Below are 12110 nucleotides of genomic sequence, written 5' to 3' on the forward strand. Positions count from 1 at the left end.
CTTTCCTCCTCCCAACCGGCACACGAGCGGCAAAGCCGTCGGTGCGTCTTTTCAGCCGCGAACGCCGGCAGCGGTCGCGCGTTCATAGAGCGCGAGCACCCGGTCCACTGCCGCAACCAGAATATCCTCCGCCCTTTGGCCCTCTTGCGGGGCAACCTGCGGCAGATACTGGTGTAGCACCGGTTCGGGGATGCGCACACCGTCAAGCACGCCCATCAATCTCGCCACGGCAGCCTCCGCCTCCGGCCGCGTCCAGTAATAACGTATACGATCGCTGTAACTGAAATGGCGCTGGACGCGCAGCGCCGTGGCATCACCGTGGTAATAGCCAATCCAATTGCCGGGCGCTTCCGTCAACAAGGCCTCCATGGCCTTGGCAAGGGAACGTTCGCCGTAACCGGGCACCAGTTCCGACGCGACGAGGTCGAGTGCATACAGCGCCTCGCGATAGGCGAAGGTGAGCCCCGGGCCGACCTTCAGGATCGGGTAGCCGTCGCGGACCAGGGCCGCCAGCGCATCGCCCGTTTGGTAATCCGTCGAATGAGCCTCGAAGACCAGCGTCGGCTCATCGTCAAGAAGGCTGCTCAAGGCCGCAGCGCGCGGCGGATCGTAGGCGATGACATTGTCGCTGCCGAACTCGACGCCCGGCTGCACGACAAAAGCGATGACGCGCGCAAAGACCTCGGCGAGCCCCGCCTTGGCGAATGCCGCCCGGTGCACGGCAATGGTTTCGCGGGCAGCGTCCGGCGCCGTCGGCTCCACCGTCGCCAACGCATGGTCCGCGCCGCCCGGAACGGGCACTTCCGTGCCGAGGATGTAGACGGGAGCCGGCAGGCCGGCGCGGGCGGCCGTTCGTTCAGCGACGGCACAGAGTGCTGCGGCGCGCTCCGCCACGGTGCTGTCGTCGAGGGCCAAGGGCTCGCCGGCACAGCCCATCGAGGCGTCGAGGTGGATCTTGCCGAAACCGGCTGCGACATAGGCTTCGATCATGTCCGCCGCATTCGCGAGCGCGACCTCCGCCGTCTCCTTGCGCCAGGGATTGGGACCAAGATGGTCGCCACCGAAAATGATCTGGTCGCCGTGCACCCCCTCTTCGCTGGCGATCTGCCCGACGAAGGCGACGAAATCGGCGGGCGTCATGCCGGTATATCCGCCGAACTGGTTGACCTGGTTGCAGGTCGCCTCGATGAGCACCGGCCCGCCACTCTTCGCGGCGCGCCGGAGGGCGGCACGCAGCACGACGGGGTGCGCGGAACAAATGGAGGGGATTCCATAGGGCTGGCCCGCGCGCCGGGCGGCGGCGAGACCGGTCAGAACGGTCTTCATGCCTTCAACTCCCGGCCGGCGGCGGCAATGAAATCATCGAGCGCCGCCTTGTTGGAGACACCCTCCATCGGCCCCTGTTTCATGACCGTACGGGCACCGGCAGCATTGGCATAAAGCAGTGCCCGGGCGGGTGGCAGGCCGGCGCGCCGGCTCGTCAGGTAGGCTGCGCCAAAACAGTCCCCGGCCCCCGTCGGATCGATCTCGTCGACCGTAAAGGCCGGGCAATCGACACGGCCAAAGGCCCTGCTGAAATGCGTGGACCCGTCGCTGCCGCGCTTCAGCACGATTTCGCCGATGCCGAGGCCAAGCAGATGCTGCACCGCCGCTTCTTCCGTCGCCAGACCGGCCGCGACCAGCAGCTCGTCGCCGGAGGGCAGCAGCAGGTCGGTCACCGCAAGCATGTCATCGATGAGCCTGCGGCCCGCGCCGTCCTGCACCAGTTCCTTGCGGATGTTCGGATCGAAGGAAACCGAGCCGCCCCGCGCCTTCACCGACCCGACCGCCTCCACCAGGATTTCGGCAATGCCGGGGATGGCAAAGGCCGAGCCCATGACATGGACATGTCCCGCACGCGCGATCAGCTTGTGCGCCGCCGCGGTCATGCGCGTTTCGCCGGCGGCCGAATGCGCGATGTTGAACACGAAATCGCGTGCACCATCGTTGCGGTAGCGGACGAAGGCGCTACCGGTCGGCTTGCCGGCAATCGTGGCGATCGCCGAGACGTCGACGCCATCAGCGCGCAGCCGCTCGACATTGAGCGTACCGAAGTCGTCGTCGCCCACAGCCGCGACGATGCCCGCAGCACCACCGATACGCGCGACCTGATCGATGAAAATGGCAGGCGCACCACTCGGGAACGGGCCGAGAAGAGGCTGGGCCGCCAGAAACCCCGTGCCGATCGTCGTCGCCATGATTTCCACCAGGATTTCACCGACCGTGACCGTTGGCCCCAGAGCCTCTGCCGACAATGCACTTGTTATAGCCAATGCTTTCTCCCTGCATGAAAGCCACTGAGACGGCTCCATCAATTGCAGGAGAGATAACGGGCTTATGTCGCAAAAGTCAACATAACTTTACGCGCGTAAATTAAATTACAGCAGCAACGGATGCTGCGCCGCGGCAAAAACCTTCTCGCATTGCAGCAAGGCTGTCATATTTTGTCGTTATTTCCCAAATACTTGAAGAAAATACGTGCGGCAAGCGCCCAAACGGGCCGAATAATCCGCTTGACATGCACCATCGATTTGCCGGATAAAAACTTTACGCATGTAGCTTTATGCGTGAACATCCGTAAAGGAGGAACGGACTATGAGGATTCTACTTCGCATTCTGTCATCGTCTGCCGTCGGCCTGGGCCTGCTCACCGGCCTGGCACAGGCTGAAGACATCAGCATCGCCACCGTCAACAACGGCGACATGATCATCATGCAGAAGCTGTCGGCCGCCTGGGAGAAGGAAACCGGCAACAAGATCAACTGGATCGTCTTGGAGGAAAACGTCCTGCGTGAACGCGTGACGACCGACATAGCCACCAAGGGCGGCCAGTTCGACATCATGACCATCGGCGGCTACGAGGCGCCGATCTGGGGCAAGCAGGGCTGGCTGGCGCCAGTGGACGATCTCGGCGACGATTACGATTACGCCGACCTTCTGGAGCCGATCAAGGCGGGGCTGACCGTCGACGGCAAGCTCTATGCCGTGCCGTTCTACACTGAAAGCTCGTTCACGCTCTATCGCAAGGATCTGTTCGACGCGGCTGGTCTCACCATGCCCGATCAGCCGACTTACGAGCAGATCAAAGAATACGCGGCCAAGCTCACCGACAAGTCCAAGCAGCAATATGGTATCTGCCTGCGCGGCAAGCCGGGCTGGGGCGAGAACATGGCCTTCCTCGGCACGATGGTGAACGCCTATGGCGGGCGCTGGTTCGACATGGACTGGAAGCCGCAGCTCAATTCCGAGCCATGGAAGAAAGCCATCACCGACTATGTCGCCCTTCTGGGAGAATATGGCCCCCAGGGTGCGACGGCGAACGGCTTCAACGAGAACCAGACGCTGTTTGCGACCGGCCATTGCGCGATGTGGATCGACGCCACATCCGCCGCAGGTCGCGTCTACGATCCCAAGCAGAGTCAGGTCGCCGACAAGATCGCCTTCACGCGCTCGCCGATCGCGGAGACCGCCAATGGCTCGAGCTGGTCCTGGTCGTGGAACCTTGCCATTCCGGCAACCTCACAGAAGGCCGACGTCGCCAAGTCGTTCCTGAAATGGGCGACCTCCAAAGACTATGTGAAGATGGTCGGCGAGAGCGAAGGCTGGGTTGCCGTACCCCCGGGCACACGCAAATCCACCTACGCGCTGCCGGAATATCAGAAGGCGGCTCCGTTCGCGGAAACCGTGCTGCAGGCTATCCTGTCCGCCGACCCGTCCAAGCCGACCAAGGATCCGGTGCCCTATACCGGCGTGCAGTTTGTCGCCATTCCGGAATTCCAGGCGATCGGCACCTTCGTCGGCCAACAGATCAGCGCAGCGCTTGCCGGACAGCAGACGGTCGATGCCGCACTTGAAGCGGCCCAGACGCAGGTCGAGCGCGACATGACGCGCGCCGGCTACATCAAGTAACGGGCTCAGCTCGCGGCCTGCCCGCGGGCCCTCCCGGGGCCTGGCGTTTCGGCGCCGGGCCTCTCCGCTTCAGAAAAGTTTTCGAGCAACAGAACAGCCACCACAGCCCGTTGTGGCAACGGGATGGAGAGCCGATATGAGACTTCAAGACAAGATTGCCCTGATCACCGGCGGCGCGCGCGGAATCGGCCTCGGCTTCGCGGAAGCCTACGCCGCCGAGGGCGCAAAGGTCATTATTGCCGATATCAATCTCGAGCGTGCCCGCGAAGCGGCCGGCTCCATCGGCGCCGCAGCGACTGCCGTCAAGCTCGACGTCACGAACCTCGCCGACATCGAGGCCGTGATCAGGCAGGTCGACAAAGATTTCGGCGGCATCGACATCCTCGTCAACAACGCGGCGATCTTCGACATGGCGCCGATCCAGGCGATTACCGAAGACAGCTACGACCGTGTTTTCAACGTCAACCTCAAAGGCCCGCTGTTCACGATGAAGGCGGTGGCGAATGTGATGATCGCGCGCGGGCGCGGTGGCAAGATCATCAACATGGCAAGCCAGGCGGGCCGGCGCGGCGAAGCGCTGGTGACGCTCTATTGCGCATCGAAGGCCGCCATTATTTCCGCAACGCAGTCGGCGGCGCTGGCGCTCGTCAAGCATGGCATCAACGTCAATGCGATCGCGCCGGGCGTGGTCGACGGCGAACATTGGGATATCGTCGACGCGAAGTTCGCCGAATGGGAAGGACTGAAGCCAGGCGAGAAGAAGGCGTCGGTGGCGCAGTCCGTGCCGATCGGCCGGTTCGCGACGCCGGACGACATCAAGGGCCTCGCCGTTTTCCTCGCCTCGAAGGACAGCGACTACATTCTCGCCCAGACATACAATGTCGACGGCGGCAACTGGATGAGCTGAGCCATGGCGAGCAGCATGAAAGCGATCCACTTCACCGGCAAGGGCGAAGCGAGCCTTGCCGACCTGCCGGTCGGCGATCTTCCCCCCGGCCATGCCCTGATCAAGGTCCGGGCATCCGGCCTTTGCCATACGGATATCGACGTGCTGCACGCGCGTTATGGCGACGGCGCCTTCCCGCTCGTGCCGGGCCATGAATTTGCCGGCGAAGTGCAGGCGATTGCCGCCGACGTTACCAGCGTTCGCATTGGAGACCGGGTCGCCGTCGATCCGAATCTGCCCTGCGGCACCTGCCCCTCCTGCCGGAAGGGGCTGACGAACCTCTGCCAGAACCTGAAGGCCTATGGCGTGTCGCACGATGGCGGCTTTGCCGAATACAGCATCGTGCGCGCCGACCACCTGCACGGCATCAGCGACATGCCCTATCACATCGCGGCCCTCGCGGAACCGCTCGCCTGCGTGGTGAACGGGCTCGGCAGTGCGGGTCTGCGCAACGGCGCTCCTATGCCGCGCGAGGCGCTGGTCATCGGTGCCGGCCCGATCGGCCTGTTGCTGGCGCTCTCGCTGAAGGCGGAAGGCGCGGAAAACGCCACGGTCGCCGATATCAACGAAAGCCGCCTCGCCTTCGCGGCCGAACTCGGGCTGGGCGGCATCGTCTCCGGGTCCGCGGACCTTGCGCGCAGGACGCGCTCCTACGATTTCGTGGCCGATGCCACCGGCATTGCGCCTGTCGTCGAAGGCATGATCGATCTCGTCGCCGATGGTGGGACGGCCCTGCTTTTCGGCGTTTGCGCGCCGGATGCGCGGATCTCTGTTGCGCCCTTCGAGATCTTTCGCCGTCAACTGAAGCTGGTCGGCTCGCATTCGTTGAACCGCAACATCCCTGACGCGCTGGATATCCTGAAGCGGGATGATGGCAGCATGGCAAAGCTCGTCTCGCATCGGCTGACGCTGGAGGAGGTTCTACCCTTCTTTACAAAGAAGCCGACGGACCCGGCCACGATGAAGGTGCAGTTTGCCGCGGACTGATTGCCGAACTGCCGATGGCCGCCGCCAGTTTGCGCTTTCCCGACGAAATCGGGCCAGCTAAGAAGGCGTTCATCAGAATCCAGGGAGCACAGGTTTGGCCAAGTCGATCAGAACGATGGAGGATTTTTCCGAGTTCGTCGGCCTGTCCCGGCCCACGGTGTCCAAATATTTTAACGACCCCTCCTCGGTGCGCAAGAAAACGCGTGACACCATCGAGGAGGCGCTGAAAAAATCCGGCTTTCGGCCCAATATCTTCGCCGTGAACCTCAACCGTCGCCGCTCGAACATCATCGGCGTGGTCATCCCCAATTCGACGGACCCCTTCTACATGGCGCTGACGCGGCGCATCGAATTGATCGCCAATGAAGCGGGTTTCCTCGCCTTCGTGCTGTCGTCAGACGGGCGGGCGGACATGGAGGACAATGCGATCAAGACATTCAAGTCAATGAACGTCGCCGGCGCCATCATTGCACCGCTTGGCATGCGCTCCCGCCACACCACGCTGGAACAACTCGGCGAAACCATTCCGCTGGTCTATGTCGATTCTCCGATCGACGAGGCTTCGGCGTTTGTCGGCACGGATAACCGCCAGAGTTTCGGGCTGATCGTCGACTATCTCTGCCGGTCCGGCGAGCCACCCTGTTATTTCGGCATGCCGCAGGTCAATACCAATGCCGCCACCCGCCTGAGTGCCTACCAGGAAGCCATGCAACGCCTCAATGTCGAGCCCAGAATCCTGCCGGTCGCCGACACGACGACCTGGGATTTCGAACAGTTCGCCTTCGAGGAGGCAAGCCGCCTCTTCGCGAAGCCGGACCAGCTCGCCTCCCGCACCATTCTATGCGCCAACGACCGTCTGGCCTTCGGCGTCATCGCCGCCGCCTGGCAGCGCGGCCTGAAGATCGGCCACGGTGCTGGCTACGACCTGCGTGTCGCCGGACACGACGACCATCCGCTCTCGCGATATGCCTGCCCGCCCATTACGACGGTCGCCCAAAACTACAACGAAATCGGCCGCCTCGCGATCGAGCTCCTCCTTCGCAAACTCAGCGACACGGACAATGCCCCGCCCGCCAAGGATCAGATCCTGCTGCGATCGGATCTCATGCTCAGGCAGTCAGCCTGACGTCGTCCCCCATAGGACGGCTCTCCGTCAAAAAATCGCCATGATGAAATATGGCCGCCGAGACCAGCGCGTTGGGACCACCTGTTGCGGGGTCACGCAGGGGCCGCCTGCCTCTGCCGTCGCAGCTTGGGCCAAAGGACCAGCCAACTTACCAAAACCAGATTGACACAATTCCAAAAAAAGCCATGCAGAAAGGCTAGGCGGTAGGAACCGGTTGCATCGAAGATATAACCGGCAGCAAGCCCCCCACACGCCATACCAAGCACGGTCGCCATCAAAACCAGACTGATGCGCACGCCTGCCTCGCGCGGCGGCAGAAATTGCCTGATAATCACCGCATACATCGGAACGATGCCACCTTGGAACAAGCCGAACAGGCTGGAAATCACGTAGAGCGAGGTTTCGCTGTTGAAGAACAGATAGAGCAAAAGCGCCAGCGCCTGCATTGACGATCCCAGGATCAACATCGGCCCGGCCCCGATCCGGTCGGCGAGCGCGCCAGAAGCCAAGCGGCTGACCACACCCAGTCCGAGCATCAGGGCAATGATCTGCGTACCGACGGCCACTCCGTAGCCGAGATCACCGCAATAGGCGACGATGTGTACTTGCGGCATCGACATTGCCATGCAGCAGGCAAAACCGGCGACGACGAGAATGGCCTGCAGCGCATTCGGCTTCAGGCCCAGCTCATTGCGAGCTGCTGCGGTTGCGGCCTCGGCCTGGAGGTAGTTGGTTGTCTGTAGACGCCGCCTCAGCAAGAGAGCGACCGGAACCATGACGAGTGGGACAAACAAACCGATCCCGACATGGGTAGCACGCCAGCCCTGGGTCGCCTGAAAATGCTCTATAATCAACGGCCATACGGCACCGGAGAGATAACTGCCGGAGGCCGCGAACGCCACCGCAAGCGCCCGATGCTTTCGAAACCAGTGAGAGAGATCCGATATCAAAGGCGCAAATCCGGCGGCCGATCCAAGGCCGATCACGACAGAAAGAGCGGTGAACTGCCAGATGTCGGTGGTGAAAGCGGCCACTATATAGCCGAAGGAAAGCAGGAATGCGCCAATCAACACAGGCGCAACAATTCCTACCCGGTCGGCCAAACGCCCCATCACCACGCCACCGAGAGCAAAACCAAGCATCGTGCCCGTATACGGCAGCGACGCGCCCCCGCGGACCGTTTCGAATTCAAGTTGCAAGGTCGGCAACAGCACAACAACGGACCAGTTGCCGACACAGGCAACGGTACCGATAACAAGCGTGAGGACGAGCCGCCACCAAGCATATCCCGAGTCGATCTCGCCAGGATCGAAACCACCCGGCGCAACCGTCTTCGTTTCCAACAGGGGCATGGAGGGATTTCCTTCAGACTCAATTGCGAACAGCAAGCTATCGCACTGGCCGCCAAGTTCACACCAATACTCATGGGAATCTATTGTGCCGACCAGGTTCACAACAGCAGCAAGAGAAGTCACCCACCTCGCGTGTCGACATTGTTACGATCAAGGGAAGTTGAACAGTCGTTTGCAGCAAAGCGCGTCGAGGAGTTGTAGATTGGCACGGCCATGAACCGGTCGTGGACGTGCGCGCATCATGGTTCACACGCAGCATGACAGGGAGAGCGCTCTTGTCGCACAATCGTTTCGTCGTTGGGCTTTGCCTGTGTCTGGCCATCCTTGCAACGCCCGCCGCCGCCCAGGCGCCGGAGGCAGAGAAGAAGCAACAGCTGGCATCCGCAACAGGCATTTTCGGCCTCGTTCCCGGCGATTCCGTCACCGAGAACACCTTGCAGACGCAAAATGGTCCACTTCCCTATACGGCGACGGCAGGCACGCTCGATCTCTACGGCCAGGATGGCAACCGGACGGCAAAGGTCTTCTACACCGCCTATGTCGCCGGCGAGAGCGATCCGGCGCGTCCGATCACCTTCGTCTTCAACGGCGGGCCGGGTGCCGCATCGGCCTATCTGCATCTCGGCCTTACCGGTCCGAAAGTGCTGGAGTTCGGCGAAAGCCGAGACGACGGAACGCGCCCGTCCCTCCAGGATAATGCCGACAGCTGGCTTACCTTCACCGATCTCGTTCTGATCGATCCCGTCGGCACAGGCTGGAGCCGCGCAGCGGACGACGACGTCGCCCGCCAATTCTACGGTGTGCGACAGGATGCAGAAAGCCTCGCCAAGGTTATCGCACTGTACACACAAAAGAACCGGCGCCTCGCCTCCCCCGCCTATCTGCTCGGCGAAAGCTATGGTGGGTTCCGCGCAGCGAAGGTGGCCTCGGCGCTGAAGGAGACGCAAGGCATTCTCGTCTCCGGCATCCTGATGGTCTCACCGCTCATCGAAGGCCGCTTTCTCTTCGGCGCGGCGAACGACCCGCTGACCACCGCGCTCCTGCTTCCGGCCCTTGCCGCTGCCGATATGGAGCGGCGCGGCGCATTCGACAGGGATAGGCTTCGTGAGGTCGAGCGTTTCGCCATGACAGACTACCTCGTGACACTTGCCGGTCCCTCGCCGACGGGTCCGGAAGCGGATGCCTTCTATCAGCAGGTCTCCGATTTCACCGGAATCGCAAAGACGGATGTGGCGAGGGCACGGGGCTTCGTGGACGGTCTCTACGCCAGGCTGGCGAACGGAAACGGGCGGATTGTCGGTCCTTATGATGCCGCCTATTCGGTACCCGACGCCTATCCGGAATCGACCATGAGCCGCAACGACGACCCTATCCTCGACGGCTTCACCCGTGCCTATGGCGCCGCCTTCGCGGCCTACGCCCGCGATGACCTCGGCGTTCGCACCGAGATGACCTATTCCCTGCTCAACACCGGCGTGAATCGTCGCTGGGAGTGGAATGATGGTCGGGGTGGCGATGGACGTAGCAATGCCAGCGCCTCCGATAACCTGCGCGACCTGCTGTCGACCATTCCGCGGTTCCGGCTGGCAATCTATCATGGCTACAGCGATGCGCTGACCCCTTACGGGCTGAGCCGTTATGTGCTCGACCATCTTCCCCCGGCGCTGGCGGAAAGGCGCACCGAGCTGCGCACCTATCGCGGCGGCCATATGTTCTACATCGATCCGGCCTCCCGGCGGCAGATGACGGAGGATGCCAGACGGTTCTACACGATGCCGGGAACTGACTGATACACGGGTTTGCGCCAGCCCGCCCGCGACGATCAGAAGCCCACCATATGAACGGAACGGAGGAGGGCGCCGGCCGGCTGATTGCAAATCCCCGCTGAACAGGCGGGGATCGGGCGATCCGACGTTACGGCAACTAAAGCACTCGAGGCGCTCATGTTTCCGCTTTCCCACATGATGAAGTCCTTCATACGCAAGGGATGTCTGATCGTCATCGATGCGGAAGGAAAGCGCCACGTCTTCAAAGGCACGCCGGGTCCGCAGGTCACGATGCGGCTCACAGACCGGAAACTCTACAGGACGCTGGTCTTCAATGCCGAGCTCGCGGCCGGCGAAGCCTATATGGATGGCACGATGCGGTTCGAGGAAGGCTTGACGCTGCGCGACTTCCTGACGCTGTTCTCGATCAACCGCCTTTCGCTTGGTTCCTATCCGATCCAGAGGGTTCTGCGCGCCATCAAGATGCGCTTCCGCAAGCGCCAGCAGTCGAACCGCAAGGGACAGGCGCAGCAGAACGTCACCCACCACTACGATCTTGGCAACGATTTCTACAAGCTGTTTCTCGATGACAACATGTTGTATTTATGCGCTTATTTCCGGGATCCGGGCGAAACCCTCGAGCAGGCGCAGCGCAACAAGCTCCGGCTGCTCGCCAGCAAGCTCGACCTAAAGCCGGGAATGAAAGTGCTCGATATCGGCTGCGGTTGGGGCGCCCTCGCGCTCTATCTCGCGCCCCCCCGAGGACGTCGAGGCTCTCGGGGTGACGCTTTCGACGCAACAGCAGGCGCTTGCCACGCAACGGGCAGAGGAAGCCGGGCTTGCCGGCCGCGTCCGTTTCGAACTGAAGGACTACCGGGACGTCGAGGGACCGTTCGATCGCATCGTTTCCGTCGGCATGTTCGAACATGTCGGGGTCCATCACTATGACGAATTCTTCAAGAAACTGAATGCGCTGATGCCGGATGACGGCCTGGCGGTGCTGCATTCGATTGGGCATATGAGCCCGCCGGGCATGGCAAGTCCGTGGCTGCGCAAGTACATCTTTCCGGGAGCCTATTCACCGATCCTCTCGGAAGTGTTCGAGGTTGTCGAGCGGAACAGTCTCTGGGTGACCGACCTGGAATTTCTGCGGTTGCACTATGCAATGACGCTGGCCCATTGGAGCGAGCGCTTCCAGGCGAACCGCGACAAGGTGATTGCGCTTTACGACGAGCGATTTGCGCGCATGTGGGAGTTCTACCTCATCAGCGCCGAGATGATGTTTCGCACCGGCAACCAGCTCGTCTTCCATATGCAATTGTCGCGCTCGCGCGACGCCGCCCCGATTGTCCGCGACTACATCACCGACAAGCAACGTGACTATATCGAGCGCGAGAAGACAGGCCGCATGAGGCCAGATTGAACTCAAGGCTCTCCCAAGTCTCGCGGAAACTTGGAGCCGGAAGTAATTGAATCCGTGCAGCGACCACTGGCATTCTATGAGCGCACCGAATCTTCAGAGTTCCGTCATAAGGCAGAGCTGCATTACCTCCGAGTGAATGAACGGTGGCGCTCGCCGAAATCCGCGTGAAGGCTACCCCGGTGTTTGCTGGACTCGAAACTTGGGGAGGTCGGCCGAACCGTCGCGTCGGCCTTCGACCCTATAACATGGAATCTTTGCGGCAGGCGCCGCCAGCCTGTGCAGACGATTTGATGTTCGTCCCGCGAATAGTAACGCCCTTCGGGCGGCAAGGCGTAGGGGCATGATGGCGATACGAGCCACGGCGGCGCCAACCCTTCCCATCAGATGGTAGTGTCCCGAGATAAACAACCGGGGAGCTGCGACCAGAAGAAAAGATCATCAAGAACGAACAAGAATCATATTCAACCAATAATTGTATTTACGGGTTTTTAAGTCTCGGCAATTGGTGGACGGATATTCCATATGAGAAAAATCAATTATTCGAAAATAAACCTGAAACCAC

8 protein-coding genes and 1 pseudogene are annotated in these 12110 nt (G+C 61.6%); 6 read left to right on the plus strand and 3 right to left on the minus strand.

Annotated features, from left to right (window positions below; all coding sequences use genetic code 11):
* Positions 1-51: 51 nt before the first annotated feature.
* Together GR138_RS29565 and GR138_RS29570 are read right to left on the minus strand one after the other, a co-directional pair.
* Entirely contained in the window at positions 52-1326 is a 1275-nt protein-coding gene (locus GR138_RS29565) for a D-tagatose-bisphosphate aldolase, class II, non-catalytic subunit (protein WP_160862854.1), read from the minus strand.
* Positions 1323-2351, minus strand: a complete 1029-nt coding sequence (locus tag GR138_RS29570; RefSeq protein ID WP_160862855.1) for a tagatose kinase — start codon at positions 2349-2351, stop codon at positions 1323-1325. The genes GR138_RS29565 and GR138_RS29570 overlap by 4 nt, the downstream gene beginning before the upstream one ends.
* Before the next feature lie 283 nt (positions 2352-2634).
* Here GR138_RS29570 and GR138_RS29575 point away from each other — a divergent pair, with 283 nt between their 5' ends.
* The 4 genes from GR138_RS29575 (at position 2635) to GR138_RS29590 (ending at position 7007) form a co-directional block, all read left to right on the plus strand.
* Entirely contained in the window at positions 2635-3948 is a 1314-nt protein-coding gene (locus GR138_RS29575) for an ABC transporter substrate-binding protein (RefSeq protein WP_160862856.1), read from the plus strand.
* Between the two features lie 136 nt (positions 3949-4084).
* Positions 4085-4855 carry an L-iditol 2-dehydrogenase gene (locus GR138_RS29580; RefSeq protein WP_160862857.1) on the plus strand — a complete coding sequence of 257 codons (771 nt, stop codon included), beginning with the start codon at positions 4085-4087 and terminating at the stop codon, positions 4853-4855.
* Between the two features lie 15 nt (positions 4856-4870).
* On the plus strand, positions 4871-5881 hold the full coding sequence (locus tag GR138_RS29585) for a zinc-dependent alcohol dehydrogenase family protein (protein WP_160862872.1): 1011 nt from the start codon (positions 4871-4873) through the stop codon (positions 5879-5881).
* A 115-nt stretch (positions 5882-5996) separates the two neighbouring features.
* Positions 5997-7007, plus strand: coding sequence for a LacI family DNA-binding transcriptional regulator (locus GR138_RS29590; RefSeq protein WP_160862873.1), 1011 nt, complete (start codon positions 5997-5999; stop codon positions 7005-7007).
* Between the two features lie 92 nt (positions 7008-7099).
* Here the strand turns inward: GR138_RS29590 and GR138_RS29595 are convergent, their stop codons facing one another.
* The gene (locus tag GR138_RS29595; protein ID WP_160862858.1) at positions 7100-8359 is read right to left on the minus strand and encodes an MFS transporter; all 1260 of its coding nucleotides are present in this window, start codon (positions 8357-8359) and stop codon (positions 7100-7102) included.
* A 275-nt stretch (positions 8360-8634) separates the two neighbouring features.
* Between GR138_RS29595 and GR138_RS29600 the strand changes: the two genes are divergently transcribed.
* Together GR138_RS29600 and GR138_RS29605 are read left to right on the plus strand one after the other, a co-directional pair.
* The gene (locus tag GR138_RS29600) at positions 8635-10149 is read left to right on the plus strand and encodes a S10 family peptidase (RefSeq protein WP_246200844.1); all 1515 of its coding nucleotides are present in this window, start codon (positions 8635-8637) and stop codon (positions 10147-10149) included.
* A 153-nt stretch (positions 10150-10302) separates the two neighbouring features.
* Positions 10303-11548: pseudogene (locus GR138_RS29605) on the plus strand (class I SAM-dependent methyltransferase).
* Positions 11549-12110: the final 562 nt, after the last annotated feature.

The organism is Shinella kummerowiae (genome assembly GCF_009827055.1).
Classification (GTDB): domain Bacteria; phylum Pseudomonadota; class Alphaproteobacteria; order Rhizobiales; family Rhizobiaceae; genus Shinella; species Shinella kummerowiae.

Bases quoted from the DNA above. Each gene is read 5' to 3' on its own strand.
- GR138_RS29565 (WP_160862854.1), bottom strand. From the start codon at position 1,326: ATGAAGACCGTTCTGACCGGTCTCGCCGCCGCCCGGCGCGCGGGCCAG.
- GR138_RS29570 (WP_160862855.1), bottom strand. From the start codon at position 2,351: ATGGAGCCGTCTCAGTGGCTTTCATGCAGGGAGAAAGCATTGGCTATA.
- GR138_RS29575 (WP_160862856.1), top strand. From the start codon at position 2,635: ATGAGGATTCTACTTCGCATTCTGTCATCGTCTGCCGTCGGCCTGGGC.
- GR138_RS29580 (WP_160862857.1), top strand. From the start codon at position 4,085: ATGAGACTTCAAGACAAGATTGCCCTGATCACCGGCGGCGCGCGCGGA.
- GR138_RS29585 (WP_160862872.1), top strand. From the start codon at position 4,871: ATGAAAGCGATCCACTTCACCGGCAAGGGCGAAGCGAGCCTTGCCGAC.
- GR138_RS29590 (WP_160862873.1), top strand. From the start codon at position 5,997: ATGGAGGATTTTTCCGAGTTCGTCGGCCTGTCCCGGCCCACGGTGTCC.
- GR138_RS29595 (WP_160862858.1), bottom strand. From the start codon at position 8,359: ATGCCCCTGTTGGAAACGAAGACGGTTGCGCCGGGTGGTTTCGATCCT.